The organism is Stappia sp. TSB10GB4 (assembly GCF_900185745.1).
Lineage (GTDB): Bacteria > Pseudomonadota > Alphaproteobacteria > Rhizobiales > Stappiaceae > Stappia.
In genome coordinates, this window is record NZ_FYAV01000084.1 from 1 (window position 1) to 19,156 (window position 19,156).

Annotated in this window: 16 protein-coding genes; 3 read left to right on the forward strand and 13 right to left on the reverse strand. The window is 69.7% G+C overall.

Annotated elements, in window-relative coordinates:
* Positions 1-1,149: 1,149 nt before the first annotated feature.
* Complete coding sequence (gene gluQRS, locus TSB10GB4_RS22800) at positions 1,150-2,043, forward strand: tRNA glutamyl-Q(34) synthetase GluQRS (protein ID WP_186397608.1); 894 nt, start codon at positions 1,150-1,152, stop codon at positions 2,041-2,043.
* Between the two features lie 4 nt (positions 2,044-2,047).
* Here gluQRS and TSB10GB4_RS22805 read toward each other — a convergent pair whose 3' ends face one another.
* Positions 2,048-3,001: an AEC family transporter gene (locus TSB10GB4_RS22805; protein WP_186397609.1), complete on the reverse strand. Its 954-nt coding sequence runs from the start codon at positions 2,999-3,001 to the stop codon at positions 2,048-2,050.
* Positions 3,002-3,127: 126 nt separating this feature from the next.
* On the opposite strand from TSB10GB4_RS22805, the gene TSB10GB4_RS22810 reads away from it, so the two are divergent.
* Positions 3,128-4,327: a hybrid sensor histidine kinase/response regulator gene (locus tag TSB10GB4_RS22810; RefSeq protein ID WP_186397610.1), complete on the forward strand. Its 1,200-nt coding sequence runs from the start codon at positions 3,128-3,130 to the stop codon at positions 4,325-4,327.
* 28 nt (positions 4,328-4,355) lie between these two features.
* Here the strand turns inward: TSB10GB4_RS22810 and TSB10GB4_RS22815 are convergent, their stop codons facing one another.
* From TSB10GB4_RS22815 to ccmA, 7 genes are all read right to left on the reverse strand, one after another.
* Positions 4,356-5,243: a cation diffusion facilitator family transporter gene (locus TSB10GB4_RS22815; protein WP_186397611.1), complete on the reverse strand. Its 888-nt coding sequence runs from the start codon at positions 5,241-5,243 to the stop codon at positions 4,356-4,358.
* A gap of 96 nt (positions 5,244-5,339) precedes the next feature.
* The gene (locus tag TSB10GB4_RS22820) at positions 5,340-6,077 is read right to left on the reverse strand and encodes a thioredoxin family protein (protein WP_208984939.1); all 738 of its coding nucleotides are present in this window, start codon (positions 6,075-6,077) and stop codon (positions 5,340-5,342) included.
* Positions 6,078-6,217: 140 nt separating this feature from the next.
* On the reverse strand, positions 6,218-6,844 hold the full coding sequence (locus TSB10GB4_RS22825) for a DsbE family thiol:disulfide interchange protein (RefSeq protein ID WP_186397612.1): 627 nt from the start codon (positions 6,842-6,844) through the stop codon (positions 6,218-6,220).
* Positions 6,841-7,050, reverse strand: a complete 210-nt coding sequence (gene ccmD, locus TSB10GB4_RS22830) for a heme exporter protein CcmD (protein ID WP_186397613.1) — start codon at positions 7,048-7,050, stop codon at positions 6,841-6,843. Before ccmD ends, TSB10GB4_RS22825 begins: the two co-directional genes overlap by 4 nt.
* Positions 7,047-7,805, reverse strand: coding sequence for a heme ABC transporter permease (locus tag TSB10GB4_RS22835; protein WP_186397614.1), 759 nt, complete (start codon positions 7,803-7,805; stop codon positions 7,047-7,049). The genes ccmD and TSB10GB4_RS22835 overlap by 4 nt, the downstream gene beginning before the upstream one ends.
* Positions 7,806-7,870: 65 nt before the next feature.
* Positions 7,871-8,560 (reverse strand): heme exporter protein CcmB, encoded by a 690-nt coding sequence (gene ccmB, locus TSB10GB4_RS22840; protein ID WP_186397615.1) that lies wholly within the window; start codon positions 8,558-8,560, stop codon positions 7,871-7,873.
* Positions 8,557-9,183 (reverse strand): heme ABC exporter ATP-binding protein CcmA, encoded by a 627-nt coding sequence (ccmA, locus tag TSB10GB4_RS22845; RefSeq protein WP_186397616.1) that lies wholly within the window; start codon positions 9,181-9,183, stop codon positions 8,557-8,559. The genes ccmB and ccmA overlap by 4 nt, the downstream gene beginning before the upstream one ends.
* A 408-nt stretch (positions 9,184-9,591) precedes the next feature.
* On the opposite strand from ccmA, the gene acnA reads away from it, so the two are divergent.
* The gene (acnA, locus tag TSB10GB4_RS22850; RefSeq protein WP_186397617.1) at positions 9,592-12,342 is read left to right on the forward strand and encodes an aconitate hydratase AcnA; all 2,751 of its coding nucleotides are present in this window, start codon (positions 9,592-9,594) and stop codon (positions 12,340-12,342) included.
* Positions 12,343-12,793: 451 nt separating this feature from the next.
* Here the strand turns inward: acnA and TSB10GB4_RS22855 are convergent, their stop codons facing one another.
* The 5 genes from TSB10GB4_RS22855 to TSB10GB4_RS22875 all read right to left on the reverse strand — a co-directional run bounded on the left by TSB10GB4_RS22855 (position 12,794) and on the right by TSB10GB4_RS22875 (position 19,092).
* On the reverse strand, positions 12,794-13,819 hold the full coding sequence (locus tag TSB10GB4_RS22855) for an ATP-dependent carboxylate-amine ligase (protein ID WP_186397618.1): 1,026 nt from the start codon (positions 13,817-13,819) through the stop codon (positions 12,794-12,796).
* A 32-nt stretch (positions 13,820-13,851) separates the two neighbouring features.
* Positions 13,852-14,493: an outer-membrane lipoprotein carrier protein LolA gene (locus tag TSB10GB4_RS22860; RefSeq protein ID WP_186397619.1), complete on the reverse strand. Its 642-nt coding sequence runs from the start codon at positions 14,491-14,493 to the stop codon at positions 13,852-13,854.
* A gap of 133 nt (positions 14,494-14,626) precedes the next feature.
* Complete coding sequence (locus TSB10GB4_RS22865; RefSeq protein ID WP_186397620.1) at positions 14,627-17,425, reverse strand: DNA translocase FtsK; 2,799 nt, start codon at positions 17,423-17,425, stop codon at positions 14,627-14,629.
* A 3-nt stretch (positions 17,426-17,428) separates the two neighbouring features.
* A complete protein-coding gene (locus TSB10GB4_RS22870) occupies positions 17,429-18,646 on the reverse strand; it encodes an aminotransferase class I/II-fold pyridoxal phosphate-dependent enzyme (protein ID WP_186397621.1) in 1,218 nt (405 codons plus the stop codon).
* Positions 18,647-18,843: 197 nt separating this feature from the next.
* A complete protein-coding gene (locus tag TSB10GB4_RS22875; protein ID WP_371328929.1) occupies positions 18,844-19,092 on the reverse strand; it encodes a DUF1674 domain-containing protein in 249 nt (82 codons plus the stop codon).
* Positions 19,093-19,156 lie beyond the last annotated feature (64 nt).

The following is a 19,156-nucleotide window of genomic DNA, read 5'->3' on the forward strand; positions in this document are numbered from 1 at the left end:
CCACGCCGGCCGGGCTTGAGGGAGCGGCAAGCCGAGAGGGAGATGGAGCGTTCGATCGATCACGTGAGGCGGACACGCCGTGCGACCCGACCGGCCGTCGAGGCCGTGGTTCCGTTAGGCGCCGCCCCACGCGCAACCCATCTTGGGCCATGGCGGTTCACCATGCCGCCGAAACAGGCCGGACATACGAACCGCTGTCGATCCGAGCGAGCCTCAACTAATCGCTTGCCCTCAGGGGGCCGTCCACATACGCCGCCGCCACCACAGCCACAGCACCGGCGTGACCGAAACCGCCGCACCGGAATGACAAACACGCCCGGCCACGCCGGCCGGGCTTGAGGGAGCGGCAAGCCGAGAGGGAGATGGAGCGTTCGATCGATCACGTGAGGCGGACACGCCGTGCGACCCGACCGGCCGTCGAGGCCGTGGTTCCGTTAGGCGCCGCCCCACGCGCAACCCATCTTGGGCCATGGCGGTTCACCATGCCGCCGAAACAGGCCGGACATACGAACCGCTGTCGATCCGAGCGAGCCTCAACTAATCGCTTGCCCTCAGGGGGCCGTCCACATACGGGTCGCGCTGCGCTTGCCCGGGGGGACCTCGGAGAGGATGCGAGGCGATTCCTCCCTCTCGGAGGTCATCCCGGCCGCGCGCAAGCGCAGAGCCGGGAGCCATTGGCAACCTCGGCAGATATTGTCTCTGCTCCACCCTCCCGATGCGTCATTCCGGGCGAGCATCGCGCGACCCGTGACCGGGGAGGCACTGCGGTCGTGGGGTGGTTCCGGAGCGTTACCGCAATCGCCCCCGGCTCTCCGGCCCCGGATCTTCGGCCTTGCGGCCTCGTCCGGGAGGACGCCGGGAGAGGGCGATGCGTGGGTGGAGCGGACGCGCGCACCCCACTCTCGGCTGTCATACCTGCGAAGGCAGGCATCCAGTATCCGCCGGTGCCGGCAGGTTTGCGGGAGCAGCCGCTCCAGCCTCGGCGAGGGGCGTCTGCGGCACCGCCGCGGCTCGGGCTGAGCCGCCTGGGGTTACTGGATCCAGGTCTTCGACTTCGTCGAAACCGGGATGACATCCCGTGGGCGAAACGGACGCGCGCCTTCGCGGGAAGATTGACGCGGCGGCTGCGATCGCCAACAAGATCACGCCATGAGCCGACCCGTCCTGCGCTTCGCCCCCTCGCCCAACGGCCGCCTGCATCTCGGCCATGCCCTGTCCGCGCTGCTCAATGCGCGGATGGCGAGGGCGCTGGGCGGCCGGCTCTTGGTCCGCATCGAGGACATCGACGCTGCCCGCTGCACGCCGGAGCTCGAAGCCGGGGTGCTGGAGGATCTGGCCTGGCTCGGGCTCGACTGGGAACGGCCGGTGCGCCGGCAATCCGAGCATTTCTCCGACTATCGGGCGGCGCTCGACCGGCTGGCGGCCATGGGGCTGTTGCGCAAGACCTTTCTCACCCGCGGCGAGATCGCCCGCGCGGTGGCGCGGCTGGAAGAGGAGCGCGGCGCGCCCTGGCCCTGCGATCCCGACGGGGCGCCGCTCTATCCGGGCGACGAGGCGGTGCTGAGCCCGGCCGAGATCGCCGCACGCGAGGCGCAGGGCGCGCCTTTCGCGCTGCGGCTCGACATGCGGGCGGCGCTCGGCCGCTGCAAGGCGCCGTTGTCCTGGCAGGAACTGCAAGACGACGAGGCGCGGGGGGCACCAAGCCGGCTCGCCGCCGATCCGGCGCGCTGGGGCGACGTGGTGCTGGCCCGCAAGGATACGCCGACCAGCTATCACCTGTCGGTGGTGGTCGATGACGCGCGGCAGGGGGTGACCCATGTGGTGCGCGGGAAGGACCTCTTCGAGGCGACCGCCGTGCACCGGCTGCTGCAGGTGCTGCTCGGCCTGCCCGAGCCGCTCTACCGCCACCACCGGCTGATCCTGGACGCGGACGGGCGCAAGCTGTCGAAGTCGCAGGGCGACACCGCGCTCGCCGAGTTGCGGGCGCGCGGCGCGACGCCCGAGGAGATCCGGCGACGGATCGGGCTCGATCCCGACGCCTGACGCCTCAAAGCCCGAGGAAGGCCATCCACAGCACGGTGGAGACGACGGCGAGGCCGGTCGTCAGGGTGATCGAATTCGCCGACATGGCATGGCCGGTGCCATAGCGGTTGGCGAAGAGGAAGGCGTTGATGCCGGTCGGGCAGGCGGCGGTGAGCGTTGCCACCGAAACCCAGAGCGGCGGCAGATGCACCACATGGGCGGCCATCAGATAGACCACCGCCGGCATCACGCCGATCTTCAGCAGGCTGAGCAGCAGGCCGGGGGCGAGATTGCCGCGAATGCCATAGGCGACCATGCTCATGCCGAGCGAGAACAGGGCGACGGGGATGGCGGCGCTGGCGATGCGCGACAGCACATCGGCGAAGACGCCGGAGACCGGCAGGCCGGTCATCCGCCAGAGGCCGCCGGCGACAATGCCGATGACGATCGGATTGGTGGCAAGGTTGCGGGCGATGCCGGCCAGCAACTCGCCGAGCGGCTTGGCCGCCTGGGTGCCGTCGAGCACCGCCGCGCGTTCCATCAGCACGGCGCAGACCACGGTCAGCACCGGCAGGTGCACCGAGATCAGCACGAAGAGCGGCACCAGCCCCTCCTCGCCATGGATCGCGGTGATCAGCGGGATGCCGACCAGCACCGTGTTGGCGAAGGCGGCGCTGATGCCGGCGATGACGCCGGCGCGCGCCTCGCGCCCGAACAGGCGGCGGACGATCAGCGTGCCGAGCGTCCAGGTCACGGCGACGCCGGTGAAATAGGAGATCCAGAAGCCCCAGGGCGAGACGCCGTCGAGCGAACTCGTCGCCAGCGTGCGGAAGATCAGCACCGGGATCGCGATCACATAGATGAACTGGCCGAGCGCGTCGCCCACCTTGGCCTCGAGGATGCCGAAGCGGGCGGCGGCATATCCGACGCCGATCAGCGCGAAGACCGGCAGCACGATGGAAAGGATCTGGTCGACCATGACGGCTGTTTCGCACGCCCAAGGTGCGTCGACAAGTCGCTGTCAAGCATGCCCGCCATGTTCGCTTGATTTGCCCGTCAGGTCGGGCACCATGGGCCGCGGGCGAAGGCGAGGAAAGGCGGCGCCATGGTCGGAACGAGCGCAGCGGGACCCGGAGGGGAGGACGAGGGCGTCGACCGGCTGGCGGTGCTGCTGCACGACCTGCGCACGCCGCTGTCGGCGATGCGCACGGCCGCCGAACTGATCGGCGCCGATCCCACCACCCAGCGCCAGGCCTCGGCGCTGAGGACCCTGGAAATGGCGATCGACGCGCTGCTGTCGATGACGACGCAGGGCCTGGCCGGCGCCGATCCGGGCGGCGCGGGGGCGCGGGATGCCGCCTCGGACATCGCCTCGGTCTGCGACCTGTTTTCCGCCGACGCCAAGATGCGCGGCCTTACTGAGCGCCACGAGATCGCCGCCGAGCTGTCGCGCTACCGGGTCGCCGATCCGCTGGCGCTGCGCCGCATCCTCTCCGTGCTCTATGACAATGCACTGAAATACACGGCGGTGGGCGGGATCTCGCTGAGCGCGTGCGTGGCGGGCGAGGACGGGGCGGCGGAACTGGAGCTGAGCCTTGCCGACACCGGCATCGGCATCGTCGACGAGGAACGGGGTCTGCTCTTCCGCGCCCGCCGGCGCGGCGCGCGGGCGCGCGACACGGCGACGGGCAGCGGCCTCGGCCTGTGGAGCGCCAGCCGGCTGGCGGTCGCCCAGGGCGGCCGGCTGGAGCTGGCCGAAAGCTCGCCGAAGGGCAGCCGGTTCCGCCTGCGCTTGCCGCTGCTGCCCTTCGACGGCGCCGCCGCGCGGCGGAGCGTGGGCGACAATACCAGGGAGGGCGCGAGGGATGGCCTGGACGGAAGGGCGAGTGGGGGGGCGATGCGGCGCGAGGCGCCCAACATCCGCTGCCTGGTGCGCCGGCGGCTGCTGGTGGTCGACGACAACGAGGCCAATCGGAAAATGATGGAGGCGATGCTCGGCGCCTTCGGCTGCGACACGCTGCTGGCGTCCGGCGGACAGGAGGCGCTGGACCTGCTCGCCCGCGAGCCGGTCGACGCGGTGCTGCTCGACATCAACATGCCGGTGATGGACGGGGTCGAGACGCTGGCGGCGATCCGGGCGCAGGCACGCTTCGCCGGGCTGCCGGTGCTCGGCATCACCGCCGCCAGCCTGACGGACCGGGACCGGGAGCGGTTTTCCGGCTTCGACCTGCTGCTGGAAAAGCCGGTGCTGCCGGCGGCGCTGTTCTCCGCCCTCGACCGGGCGATCGCCGCGCGCGCCGGCTGATTCGGGCGCCGCCCCGGCGCAGGACCCGTCAGATCACCACGATGCCGGTGTGCTTGGCCTTGTGCTCCGGCTCGACATGGATGGTCGTGCGCGCGCCCGGCACGTCGCGGGAGATCGCTTCCTCGATCCGGTCGCAGATGTCATGGGCGCGCTCGACGGTCATGTCGGCCGGCACCACCAGGTGGAAATCGACGAAGATGACATGGCCGGCGGAGCGGGTGCGCAGGTCATGCGCCTCCAGGGCGCCGTCGCCGGAGGTGGAAATGACCTCGCGGATGCGCTCCTGCAGCGCCGGGGCGACGGCCTCGTCCATCAGCCCGCCGAGCGATTCCTTCATCAAGCCCCAGCCCGACCACAGGATGTTGAGCGCCACCAGCGCGGCGAGCAGCGAATCGAGCTCGCGAATGCCGGTCAGCATCACCAGCACCACGCCGGCCAGCACGCCGAGGGAGGACCACACGTCGGTGTAAAGATGCTTGCCGTCGGCGACCAGCGCCATGGAGCGATGGCTGCGGCCGATGCGCACCAGCACGGTGGCCCAGAGGCCGTTGAGCACGGTGGCGAGCGCGTTGACGCCGAGGCCCTCCGGCGTGAACTCGACCGGCTGCGGGTCGATATAGCTTTTCCAGGCCTCGTGGCCGATCGACAGGGCGGCGAGCACGATCAGCACGCCGACCAGCACGGCCGCCATGTATTCCGCCTTGTGGTGGCCATAGGGGTGGTTGCTGTCGGCCGGCTTTGCCGCGAACCAGACGGCGAGGAAGGCGGCGATCGCGGAGGCGACATTGACCACCGATTCGAGCGCGTCGGAATAGAGCGCCACCGACCCGGTCCAGCGATAGGCCAGGTATTTCAGCCCGAGGACGGCGATGCCGACGAAAATGCTGGCGAGCGCGACACGCAGGCGAAGGGTCATGGCAGGGCGGCCTCGCGGATAACGGGACAGGGCCCCGATTGCGGGCACAGCCCTACCCCTTTTTTCCCGCCAAGACAAACCTCGGCTGCGGGCGGCTCAGTTGATCGCCGCCCCGAGGATCGCGCCTGGCCGTCCGGCCTCCTCGACCTGGACCAGCACGGCGCAATGGCCGGCCTTGGTCTTGCGCATCTCGCTGGCGGGCAGGCGGAAGACGGCAGGTCCCCCCTCCCACATGCCGATGGCGCGGATGTCGCGCACCACCTGGTGATAGGTGATCTGCCGGCCGACGTTCTCGCCGCGGTCGATCTCCACCTCGATCGGGCGGGAGATGAAGACGAAATAGACCGTCGCCATCTTCGCATCCGCCGGCAACGCGCCGTCGACACGCACCTCGACCAGATCGCCCGACCGCGTCAGGTCGACGGTGACGGGCAGCGGCGCCTGGCGCGCGAGCTCGCGGTCGATCGCCTCCCGGTCGCTGCCGACCACATGTCTGGCGCCGTTGATGACGACCTGCGGCGTGTAGACGGCACGGTCGCCGCGCGCCTCCGCATAGGCGCGCTGACGGGCGCTGTGGCCGGGCGAGGCCAGCGTGTCGCGCCAGCCGAGATAATCCCAGTAATCCACCGGATAGGTGAGGGCGACGAGGTCGCCGCGCCGGCTGAGCTCGCCCATCAGCTTGTCGGCGGGCGGGCAGGAGGAGCAGCCCTGGCTGGTGAACAGCTCGACGACGGCGCGCTGTTCACCAGCCTGCGCGCCCGGGCCGGCGGCCGCCAGGAGCAGGAGCAGGGACAGAAGAACGTGTCGTGGCGCCCGCATCGGGGATCTGGTCATGTCGCGAAAGGCCCAAGGGTTGAGGAGCACCCGCGGCGGGTGCCGCAGCCTGTGAGCCGAACAATAGGGGCGCGCGCCGGCGAAGGCCACTCACGAGGGCTTGAGATCACGCAATCGGGAACGGACATGCGGCTTGCGGCTCAGCCGCCCGGGCTTGCCAGCACCTGTTCGAGCTGCGGCAGGAACACCTCGCGGTAGCTCTGCGGCGACAGCGGGCCGATGAACTTGTAGCGGATGGTGCCGGTGGCATCGACGATGAAGGTCTCGGGCACGCCATAGACGCCCCAGTCGATCGCAGCGCGGCCGTTGTCGTCGGCGCCGACGCGGGCGTAAGGATTGCCGAGCGTGCCGAGGAAGCGGCGGGCGTTTTCCGGCTTGTCCTTGTAGTTGATGCCGATCATCTGCGCCTTGCCGGAGCGGGCGAGATCCTCCAGCAGCGGGTGTTCCTGGCGGCAGGGCACGCACCAGGAGGCGAAGACATTGACGACGCTGACCGTGCCGAGAAGATCGGCGCGGGCAACGCCGGGCACCGGCTGGCCGCCATCGGTGAGATCGGGCACCGGCGGCAGGTCGAACTCCGGCGCCGGCTTGTCGATCAGCGCGGAGGGAACCTGCGAGGCATCCTTGCCGCTGAGCAACTGCACCAGGAAGAGCGCGGAGAGCAGGGCGAACACCACCAGCGGCAGCAAGGCCAGCAAGGGAATGCGGCGGCGCGGCGCCGCGTCGACCTGTGCCTGCCCGCCCGAGCCGTCTCCGGTGGCGCTCATGTCGGCTCTCCGTTCGGGTCTCCGGCCGAACCGCCCCGCGAGGAGCGGCGGCGGACGCCCTCCGCCTCCAGCTTGGCCAGCGCGCTGGTCAGCCGCGACCGGTCGGCGGCGAGCCAGGCGAACAGGCCGCCGATGGTCGCCAGCGTGATCGCGTAGCAGGTGACGATGAAGCCCGCATGGGGCCCGAGGTCGAGAAGTTCGGTCATTCGGCGGCCTGCGGTGCGGCAGTGGCGACACGGGCGCTGGCGGTTCCGAGCTGCAGCGTACGCAGGCGGCGGCGCAGGATCTCGTTGCGCATCGCCAGCAGGTGCAGGATCACGAACAGCAGGGTGAAGGCGAGCGCCATGGTCAGCAACGGCCAGAGGATGGTCGGATGGATGGTCGGGCCATCCAGGCGGATGACGCTGGCCGGCTGGTGCAGCGTGTTCCACCAGTCGACGGAAAACTTGATGATCGGCAGGTTGACCGCGCCGACAAGCGTCAGGATCGCGGCCGCCTTGCCGGCGCGGATCGGGTCGTCCATCGTCCGCCACAGGGCGATCAGCCCGAGATACATGACGAAGAGCACGAGAACCGAGGTCAGCCGCGCGTCCCAGACCCAGTAAGTGCCCCACATCGGCTTGCCCCACAGCGAGCCGGTGACCAGCGACAGGAAGGTGAAGGCGGCGCCGATCGGCGCGGCGGCCCGGGCCGAGACATCGGCGAGCGGGTGTTTCCACACCAGGGTGCCGAGCGAGGACACCGCCATGATCGAGTAGCACATCATGGCGAGCCAGGCGGCCGGCACATGCAGGAACATGATCTTGACCGTGGCGCCCTGCTGGTAATCGTCCGGCGCGACGAAGAAGGTCATGTAGAGGCCGGCGGCGAAGGCGAGCGCGCAGGCCGCGCCCAGCCACGGCAGCAGCCGGGCGGAGAACGCCATGAAGCGCGTCGGGTTGGCAAGATCCATCAGTCCCATGGAACTGTTCTAGTGTGGCCGCGTCCCGCTTTCAATCGGGGAGAATGCGACACCTTGGTCTTCCGTCAATCGGAGGAGAAGCGCAGCGCGGCCGCAGCGGCAAACGGACCGACCACGGCGGTGATCAGGGTCATTGCGCACAGGTAGAGGAACGGCGCCAGGAAGGGGGCCGGCTCGCTGACCGCCGCGCCGGACGCGCTGACGCCGAAAATCAGCACGGGGATCGAGAACGGCACGACGAGCACCGCCAGCAGCAGCCCGCCGCGGCGCAGGCTGACGGTCAGCGCCGCCCCGACCGCGCCGATCAGGGTCAGCGCCGGGGTGCCGACGGCCAGTGTCAGCGTCACCGCGCCGATCGCCAGCGGCTCCAGGTTGAGGAAGATCGCCAGCACCGGGACCGCGGCGACCAGCGGCAGGCCGGTGCCGGTCCAATGGGCCAGGCACTTGACGAGGACGACGATCTCCAGCGGTCGCCCGGCCATCAGCACGAGGTCGAGCGAGCCGTCGTCGCGGTCGGCCTGGAACAGCCGGTCGAGGCCGAGCAGGGTGGCGAGCAGGGCACCGATCCACAGCACCGCCGGGCCGATGCGGGCGAGCAGGTTGAGATCCGGGCCGACGCCGAAGGGAATGACCGTGACCACGGCGAGGAAGAACAGCACGCCGATCAGCGCGCCGCCGCCCGAGCGCAGCGACAGGCGCAGTTCGCGGGCGAAGAGGGCGGCGAGCCAGCCGCGCGGCGTGTCCTGTCCGCTCATTCGGGAGCCTCCAGGCGCAGCTTCAGCAGCCCGTCGAGGGCGAGCGGCTGGTGGGTGGCGGCGAGGATCATGCCGCCGCCGGCGCGGTGTTCGTTCATCAAGTCGCAGAGCATCGCCTCGGAGGCGGCGTCGAGCGCGGCGGTCGGCTCGTCGAGCAGCCAGACCGGGCGCGGGATGGTCAGCAGCCGGGCCAGTGCCAGCCGGCGGCGCTGGCCGGCGGAGAGATAGGCGGCCGGAAGATCGGCGGTGTGGCCGATGCCGAGCAGGTCGAGGGCTGCTTGCGGAGACCGCGGGGGAAGTCCGCCGAGCGCCGGCAGGCCGGCCAGGAAATCGCGCCAGAAAGCAAGGTTCTCGGTCACCGACAGGCCCGGCTTCACCGCGTCGAGATGGCCGGCATAGTGGCAGTGCTCGTGCGGCTCGGCCTCGCCGTCGCCGTTCTCCACCCGCACCGCGCCCTCCGCCGGCGGCACGAGGCCGGCGAGCAGGCGCAAGAGGCTCGACTTGCCGACCCCGTTCGGTCCGGTGATCGCCAACGCCTCGCCGCTGGCAACGGCAAGCGAAAGGCCGGCGAAAACCCTGCGGTCGCCACGGTCGCAGGCGAGCTGTTCGGCAAGAAGACGCATCGGCCCCCGGATCTGCTGCCCCGGATCTGCTGCATGTGCCGGGCCGCGGGCTGCCGGCGGCGGCGGTTTTCTCGGCCGGACGGATGGTCCGCCCGGCAGGACGAGGCATGGCATGCAGGCCGGCGGCGATCAAGCGGCAATCCGTCGCTGCCGGCTGACGGGACGGCGCTTGACCTCGCCATAATGACGAGACAGATCGCGCCGCTAACCGCTGGCCCCGCGCGCGGAAATTCGCTATACGGGCGCCAACCCGCACGCGGACACGCTCAAGTGCCCGCAGACGCGAGACGGCAAACCCGGCCGGCGGCGTATCCCAAGACGACGCTTTCCGCCGGGGATGCGCATTCGTTGGGTGTGACGCGGCCATGGGGCCGCTGCCGCCCGAGGACAACAAGGGGACCGCCAGCCGTGACCAAATCACTCGACAGCTTCAAGGCCAGGAAGACGCTCCAGGTCGGTGACAAGACCTACACCTATTTCTCCCTTCCAGAGGCGGAGAAGAACGGACTGGAGGGCGTGTCCAGGCTCCCCTATTCGCTCAAGGTTGTGCTGGAGAACCTGCTGCGCTTCGAGGACAACCGCACGGTGACCGCGGACGACATCCGCGCCGTCGCCAAGTGGCTGGTGACCCGCACCTCCGAGCACGAGATCTCCTACCGTCCTGCGCGCGTGCTGATGCAGGACTTCACCGGCGTGCCGGCGGTGGTCGACCTTGCGGCGATGCGCGACGCGGCCGTCAAGCTCGGCGGCGACCCGAAGAAGATCAACCCGCTGGTCCCGGTCGACCTCGTCATCGACCACTCGGTGATGATCGACTATTTCGGCACCCAGGACGCCTTCACCAAGAATGTCGAGCTGGAATACGAGCGCAACGGCGAGCGCTACGAGTTCCTGCGCTGGGGCCAGTCGGCCTTCGACAATTTCCGCGCCGTGCCGCCGGGAACCGGCATCTGCCACCAGGTCAACCTGGAATATCTCGGCCAGACCGTGTGGACCAAGGACGAGGACGGCGAGACCCTCGCCTATCCGGACACGCTGGTGGGCACCGACAGCCACACGACGATGGTCAACGGCCTCGCCGTGCTGGGCTGGGGCGTCGGCGGCATCGAGGCCGAGGCGGCGATGCTCGGCCAGCCGATCTCCATGCTGATCCCCGAGGTCATCGGCTTCAAGCTGACCGGCAAGCTGAGCGAGGGCATCACCGCCACCGACCTGGTGCTGCGCGTCGTCGAGATGCTGCGCAAGAAGGGCGTGGTCGGCAAGTTCGTCGAGTTCTACGGCCCCGGCCTCGACAATCTCAGCCTCGAGGACGCGGCGACCATCGCCAACATGGCGCCGGAATACGGCGCGACCTGCGGCTTCTTCCCCGTTGACGAGGACACGCTGGAATATCTGCGCTCGACCGGCCGCGACCCCGAGCGCGTCGCCCTGGTCGAGGCCTATGCCAAGGCGCAGGGCATGTTCCGCACCTCCGATGCTGCCGAGCCGGTGTTCACCGACACGCTGGAACTCGACATCTCCACCGTCGTGCCCTCGCTCGCCGGCCCGAAGCGCCCGCAGGACCGCGTCGCGCTCGACGAGGCGGCGGCCAAGTTCGCCGTTGCCCTCGACGAGATCAAGGGCGGCAGCAAGGACCCCTCGACCCTGCCCGAATCGCGCGGCGAATCGCGCTATGTCGATGAGGGCGCCACCGGCGTCACCGGACGGGCGCGCCAGCGCTACGACGTCAACGGCAAGAGCCATGGCCTCGCCGATGGCGACGTGGTGATCGCGGCGATCACCTCCTGCACCAACACCTCCAACCCGTCGGTGCTGATCGGCGCCGGCCTCGTCGCCCGCAACGCGCTGAAGAAGGGCCTCAAGGTCAAACCGTGGGTGAAGACCTCGCTCGCCCCCGGCTCGCAGGTGGTCACCGACTATCTGAAGAAGGCGGGCGTCCAGGCCGATCTCGACGCGCTCGGCTTCAACCTGGCCGGCTATGGCTGTACCACCTGCATCGGCAATTCCGGTCCGCTCGACCCGGCGATCTCCGAGGCCGTCAACGAGAACGACCTGGTGGTCTGTTCGGTGCTGTCGGGCAACCGCAACTTCGAGGGCCGCGTCAATCCGGACGTGCGGGCGAACTACCTCGCCTCGCCGCCGCTGGTCGTCGCCTATGCGATCGCCGGCTCCCTGTTCGTCAACGTGGCGGAGGATCCGCTCGGCGAGGACCAGGACGGCAACCCGGTCTACCTCAAGGATATCTGGCCGACCAACCAGGAGATCACCGACCTGATCCGCTCCTCGATCACCGAGGAGATGTTCCGCGAGCGCTATTCCGACGTCTTCAAGGGCGACGAGCACTGGCAGGCGATCAAGGTCGAGGGCGGCATGACCTACAAGTGGCCGATGAACTCGACCTATGTGGCCAACCCGCCCTATTTCGAAGACATGACCATGGAGCCGAAGCCGCTCGAGGACATCGAGAGCGCGGCGGTTCTGGGCCTGTTCCTCGACTCCATCACCACCGACCACATCTCGCCGGCCGGCTCGATCAAGGCGGAGGCGCCGGCGGGCGTCTATCTGCTGGAGCACCAGGTCGCCAAGAAGGACTTCAACTCCTACGGTGCCCGTCGCGGCAACCACCAGGTGATGATGCGCGGCACCTTCGCCAACATTCGCATCAAGAACCAGATGGTGCCGGGCGTCGAAGGCGGCGTCACCCTGAAGGACGGCGAGCAGAAGTGGATCTACGACGCGGCGATGGACTACAAGGAGGCGGGCACGCCGCTCGTCATCTTCGCCGGCAAGGAATACGGCACCGGCTCGTCGCGCGACTGGGCCGCCAAGGGCACCCGCCTGCTCGGAGTGCGCGCCGTGATCGCCCAGTCGTTCGAGCGCATCCACCGCTCCAACCTGGTCGGCATGGGCGTGCTGCCCTTCACCTTCAAGGAGGGCGAGAGCTGGCAGTCGCACGGCATCACCGGCACCGAGCGGGTGACGATCAAGGGCGTCGCCGACCTCAAGCCGCGCCAGATGGTCGACATCCTGGTGGAGTATGCCGACGGCACCAGCAAGACCATCGAGGTGCTGTGCCGCATCGATACGGTGGACGAGCTGGAATATGTCCGCGCCGGTGGCATCCTGCACTACGTGCTGCGCAACCTCGTCACGTCTTGATTTGGAGACCGCGCTCCGGTTCGCCGGAGCGGGTTTCCGGACACTGCGATCCGAAAAAGAAGGGCCGGCATTCGCCGGCCCTTTTTGCTTTTGAGAGAGCGGCGTGTGGGGATCGGGGAGGCGCGAGGCGGGAAGGTCTTCGCCACCTCCTCCGCTGTCACGCCTGCGGAGGCAGGCGTCCAGTATCCGCTGGGTCGGATGGTGGCACGAAGGCGGCAACCTCCGGCCTTGCGGCGGCAACTTTACGACCTGAGCCGAACCGTTCGGGCTTACTGGTTCCCGGTCTTCGGCTGCGCCGAAACCGGGACGACACTCTGTGGGTGGGGCGGACGAAGTGCTTTCCTTGGCGACTTGCCAGAGATCGTCGCCCTCTTCAATGCCGGACTGGGAGACCAGCTCAACACTGTGAGTTGATGACGCAGTGGAAGGGGGCGGGCGGTGCCGAAGGACTTCAGGGCGCCAGCAGCGCGTCCAGCAGGTCGGCGTAGATCGCCTCGACGCGGGCGGCGGCCTGCGCGCCCATGCGGTGGAAATAGGCAAGGCCGGGAGCGGCGTTGACCTCCAGCACCACCGGCGGCGAAGCGGGCTCCACGAGCAGGTCGACGCCGGCAAAGTGCAGGCCGAGCGCGGCGGCGGCGCGGATCGCGGCGTCCGCCGCGGCGGGCGCGAGCGTGTCGGTGATGTCGCTGGCGCTGCCACCGGTGGAGAGGTTCGCGTTGGCGAGCAGGGCGACGGTCCTGCCTGCCGCGGGGACGCTGTCCGGCGTCAGGCCGCAGGCCGCGAGTTCGCCGAGGATGCGAGGGTCGTCGCCGGCGATGCGGGCGCCCTTGCCGCCGCTGGCGAATTCCGCAAGGCGGGCGGCGATCAGCGTGGAGAGCGGGCTGACGCCGTCGCCGGTGACGGAGAGCGGCCGGCGCGCGAAGGCGGCCTTGACCTTTCCGTCGAGCACGACGACGCGCAGGTCCTCGCCGGGGACCGCCTGCTGCACCAGCACCCGGTCATGCAGCGCCAGCAGCGCGTCGAGGGCAAGGTCGAGGCCGGCGGCATCGCCGACGCGGGTGACGCCGTCGCCTTCCGAGCCCTCGTTCGGCTTGACGAAAACCGGATAGCCGACCTCGTCGGCGAAGGTGCGGGCCGCCGTGCGGTCCGGCAGGCGCTGCGCGACCGATGGGTTCTTCAGGGCGAGCTGGGCCGTGCGGCGCGCCCCGTGCAGCAGAAGCCCACGCGGGGTGGCGAGGCCGGCGGCGGCCAGGAAGCGGGCGGCATAGTCCTTGTCGCGGGCAAGGGCGGCGGCGCCCGCCCGGTTGATGTCGAAATGGGTGCCCTTGAAGAGATGCCGGCGGCCGGCGGCGTCGATCACCACGCCGGCATAGCCGTAGAGCGGCTCGGTCTCGATGCGCGCGCCGCGCTGCGCGGCGAGGCGCTCGAGGATCTCGACGAAGACCGGCCGTCGCGCCGTCGCCTCGGCTGTGTTCACGCGAAAAGCGCCTGTCGAACGCGCGCCCCGCCTTACTTGCCGCGGCGCTGCATGGTGTTGGCGTTGTAGTCGATGGTGAACAGCGTCGGGTTGGTCGGCCCGTTCACCGTGGTGTTGTAGATCGCCACGGAGGTGTCGTAGCCCTGCGCGTCGGTCACCGTCCACTGCTTCAGCTCGGTGGTCGAGGCATCGAAAATCAGCGTCAGCTTGCCGGTGCCGAAGGTGGAGGTGTCGGCCAGCACGACGGTGACCAGATCCGGCTCGACCGAGACGCTGGCGACCTGCGCATCGGCCTCCAGGTTGATCCGGTCGGCGAGCAGGAAGCGCAGCGGCGTCTCCCTCAGCGGCCAGATGTCCTGGGTGGCGAGCTTGCGGTCCTTGACCGAGACCGACTTGCCGTCGGCGACGATGTCCACCTTGGCCGGCGGGTTGTAGTAGAAGCGGATCTTGCCCGGCCGGGCGAGGTAGAACTTGCCTTCCGCCCGCTCGCCATTCGGCCCGAACTGGATGAAGTCGCCATGCATGGTCTTCACCGAGTTGAAGTAGGAATTCACCTCGGCGAGCTTGGTCTTCTGCTGCGAATCGAGCGCGGCCGCGGCCGGCGCGAGACCGGCGAGGGCGAGCGCGCCGGCGGCGGCGAGAGCAAGTAGGGTGCGGCGGGCGATGTTGGTCATCGAAACGGCTCCGTCGGCTCGGTCTGGCGGGGCGCTGTGCGCCGCCATCATTGTCAGAATGCGCTTTGTCAGGATGCGCTAGCAGGCGGCTGTGGCAAAGTTGCGACGGACCGCATCCACCTGCTCCGCGACGTCAATAATCGTCCTCGACGCCGTTCTGCACCAGGATCTCCCGCTTGCCGGCATGGTTGGCGGCACCGACCAGCCCCTCGCGCTCCATTCGCTCGATGATCGAGGCGGCGCGGTTGTAGCCGATCGACAGGCGCCGCTGGATGTAGGAGGTCGAGGCCTTCTTGTCGCGCAGCACCACGGCGACTGCCTTGTCGTAAAGGTCGTTGCCGTCGTCGTCGCCGCCACCGCCGCCGGCGAGCGCGTCATAGGGGCCCTCGCCCCCCTCGTCCTCTTCCGTCACCGCCTCGAGATATTGCGGCGCGCCCTGGCGCTTCAGGTGGCTGACGATGTCCTCCACCTCTTCGTCGGAGACGAAGGGACCGTGAACGCGCTGGATGCGGCCGCCGCCGGCCATGTAGAGCATGTCGCCCTGGCCGAGAAGCTGCTCGGCGCCCTGCTCGCCGAGAATGGTGCGGCTGTCGATTTTCGAGGTCACCTGGAAGGAGATGCGGGTCGGGAAGTTGGCCTTGATCGTGCCGGTGATCACGTCCACTGACGGGCGCTGGGTCGCCATGATCAGATGGATGCCGGCGGCGCGGGCCATCTGCGCCAGGCGCTGGATGGCGCCCTCGATGTCCTTGCCGGCGACCATCATCAGGTCGGCCATCTCGTCGACGATGACGACGATATAGGGCATCGTCTCCAGCGGCAGTTCCTCGTTCTCGAAGATCGGCTCGCCGGTGTTGCGGTCGAAGCCGGTCTGCACCGTGCGATTGAAGACCTCGCCCTTCTCCAGAGCCTGGGCGACACGGGTGTTGTAGCCGTCGATGTTGCGCACGCCCATCTTCGACATCTTCTTGTAGCGCTCCTCCATCTCGCGGACGGTCCACTTGAGCGCGACGACGGCCTTTTTCGGGTCGGTGACGACCGGCGTCAGAAGATGCGGGATGCCGTCATAGATCGACAGTTCCAGCATCTTGGGATCGATCATGATCAGCTTGCACTGCTCCGGTTCCAGCCGGTAGAGCAGCGACAGGATCATGGTGTTGATGGCGACCGACTTGCCCGAGCCGGTGGTGCCGGCAACGAGCAGGTGCGGCATGCGCGCAAGGTCGGCGATCACCGGCTCACCGCCGATGGTCTTGCCCAGCGTCAGCGCCAGCTTGGCCTTGGTCTTCTCGTAATCGCTGGCGGCCAGCAGCTCGCGCAGGAACACCATCTCGCGGCGCTGGTTCGGCAGCTCGATGCCGATGGCGTTCTTGCCCGGGATCACCGCGACGCGGGCCGAGATGGCGCTCATCGAGCGGGCGATGTCGTCGGCAAGGCCGATGACGCGGCTCGACTTGATGCCGGGCGCCGGCTCCAGCTCGTAAAGGGTGACGACCGGGCCGGGACGCACCTCGATGATCTCGCCGCGCACGCCGAAATCCTCCAGCACCCCTTCCAGGATGCGGGCATTCTGCTCCAGCGCGTCGGTGTTGACGGCGGCCTGCTTGCCGGCGGTCTTCGGCTCGGCGAGCAGGTGCAGCGGCGGCAATTCATAGACGGCTGGGTTGCGCAGGAAGGAGGGCTGCGCCTCCTCGGTGGCGCGGCGGCCGGGCTTGGGACGGCCGGCCGGCGGCACCACGCGGCTGGCGATCTGCGCGGCCGGTCCGCGGCTGACTGGGCCAGCAATGGCGCGCGGCAGCGGCGTCGACAATTCGTCGAGCGGTCCGTCCTCGTCGAGGTCCGGCAGATCGTCGATGGTGACGTCGTCGTCCTCCGCGTCCTCGTCCGGGTCGTGGAACATGCGCGGGTCGGCGTCGTACTCGTCGGCGAAGGCCGGCTCGGCCGGCGCGGTGGTGTCGTAGAAGGCATCGAGCCCGTCGTCTTCCCTGGGCAGCAGCTTGCTGGCAAGGCGGCGGCGCAGGGCGGAGAAGCCGCCGCGGCGGCCGACCGGATCCTCGTCCTCCTCCGCGCCCTCAGCCTCGGTCCAGTCCTCGCCGTCCTCGTCGATGAAGGCATCGTCATAGGGGTCGGAGGTCCGGCGCGGGGCGGCGCGTCGGCCGAGCAGGCGGCGGGCATTGGCGCGGGCCAGCAGGCCCCAATGGGTCACGGCACCCCGCAAGGCGCCGAAGCGGCTCTCGCCCGCGTCCTCGTCGTCGTCCTCGTCGCCGAAATCCGGCACCGCGCCGACCGAGCGGGCATGGTGCGAGGGCTCGGGCAGCGGCGCGCGCACCGGCTCGGGGTCGCGGCCGAGCCAGCCGGCGGCGCGCAGCATGAAGATCGCCGCCGGGACGCCGAGGCCGAGCGTGCCGGCGATCATCGCCATGCCGTCGGTCAGATCATGGGTCAGCAGTGCAGGCAGGCGGTGGACGAAATCGCCGAGGAAGCCGCCAAGGCCGGTCGGCAGCGGCCAGCTCGCGGGGACGGGCAGGGCGGCGAGCGCCCCGGCGCCCAGCAGCGTGCCGAGGCCCCAGAAGACGATGCGGCGGGTGGCGATGCGGGTGGCGCGGGCGGCGACCAGGCGCCAGCCCCACAGCACCACGGGGATCAGGAACACGGCGGAGGCGAGGCCGATCGCCTGCATGAACATATCGGCGATGATGGCGCCGGGCTGGCCGAGGGCGTTGCGCACCGGCGCGGAGGTGGCGTGGCTGAGGCTCGGGTCGCCGGTCGACCAGGTGGCGAGCGCGGCGGCGAGCGCGGCGCAGAGCGCGATCAGGGCGAGGCCGGCGGCGCCGATCAGGTTGCGTTTGACGAAGCGCTTGAGCGGCGCCTCGGTGTCCTCCAGGCCGAGCGCGGCGGCGCGGCCGCTTTTCAAGGGTGTGGCGCGACGCATCCTCTAGTCCCCCAATGTCGCGACCAGGCGGGCCAGGGCCCGCTCGATGGTCGTCACGTCGTCGACGAGGGCGATGCGGATGTAATCCGCGCCCGGATTGCTGGACGCCCCGTCCAGCGCCAGATAGGCGCCCGGCAGCACCTTGACGCCGGCCTCGGACCACAGACGGCGGGTGACCTCAACGCCGCCGCCCCAGCGGGCGACGTCGAGCCACAGGAAGAAGCCGGCCGGCGGCACGACGGCGCCGAACAGCGGCGCCAGCAGGCGCTGCGCCACGTCGAATTTCGCGTTGTAGAGCCGGCGGTTCTCGATCACATGCGCCTCGTCGGCGAAGGCGGCGGCGGCCACCGCCTGCAGCGGCATGGAGACCTGCGGCGCCGCCAGCCCGCGAAAGCGCGCCCAGGCGTCCAGGAACGCTGCATCGCCGGCGGCAAAGCCGACGCGCAGGCCGGCAAGGTTCGAGCGCTTCGACAGCGAATTGATGCTGACGACGTTGGCGAAGCCCTCGCCCAGGGCATGGGCGGCTTCCAGCACGCCGGCGGGCGGCGCGTCGCGATAGATCTCCGAATAGCACTCGTCGGCGATCACCAGGAAACGGTGGCGGCGGGCGAGGCGAATCACCTCTTTCCAGGTTTCCAGATCGGCGGCGACGCCCTGCGGGTTGGCCGGCGAGGCGTAGTAGAAGGCGATGGTGCGGTCGAGCAGGTCCGGCGACAGGGTCTCGAGGTCGGGCAGGAAGCCGGTACCGGCGCTCGCGTCGAGCGCGACCAGCTCGGCCCCCGCGACATGGGCGCCGGCGGCATAGGTCTGGTAGAACGGGTTCGGCATCAGCACCGCCGGGGGGGCAGCGACTTTTGCCAGATAATCGCGGGCGCCGAGCGCGGCGAAGGTCAGCCCCTCGCGCGAGCCGTTCAGCGGCAGGATGCCGCGCCCCATATCCAGCATGCCGCCGAGGCGGTAGCGGCGGTCGAGCCAGGCGCCGACCGCGGTGCGAAAGCCGTCGGTGCCGCGAATGTTGGGGTAGCGGCTGAAGTCGCCGATCGACCGGGCGAGGATCGGAGCGACGAAATCGGGCACGGCATGGCGCGGCTCGCCGATGGTCATCACGACGGGATCCATGCCCGGCGTGAGGTCGGCGATCAGCTCCGCCAGCCGCTCGAACGGGTTCGCGGACGGCAGGGACGAAGACCTTGCGGCCTTGGGGGCGGCGTCAGAAGACATTCGGCTCGAACCATTCACCGGGACGCCGCCGGCCCTGCGGCGGCCTTCCCGGCCTGTTGACGTCAGGCCGACCGTGCCGCGGCCCGTCAGGGCGCGGCGGACGGAGGACCGGCTGCGTCGCCAAGCCTATGCGCCGATGGTAAATCCCTCATTAACCAAGCCGGAAACAGCCGCGCCGCCGACGTTTTGCACCGCAGTCAGAAATCGCAGGCGATGCCCTTGATCTCCCAGTCCTCGTAGCGGGTCGGCTCCAGCCCGCCGCGCCCGTCGATCTCGCGCGGCAGGGTCTCGCCCTTGGCGTCGATCTCGCGGCGGCGCGCCTCGGCCTCCTGCAGCGCCCGCTGGGCGGCCGGCGGCAGATCCTCGAAGCGGCGGGCCGGCGGCGCGGCGTCATCGTTTGCGGCGCCCTGCGGCGCGGTCATGGCGGTGTCTTTGGTCTCGGTCATGCTCCGGTCCCGATCGATCTGGCTCATTCGGCAGGCGCGCTGCTCTCTTGCAGAATGCCGCGCC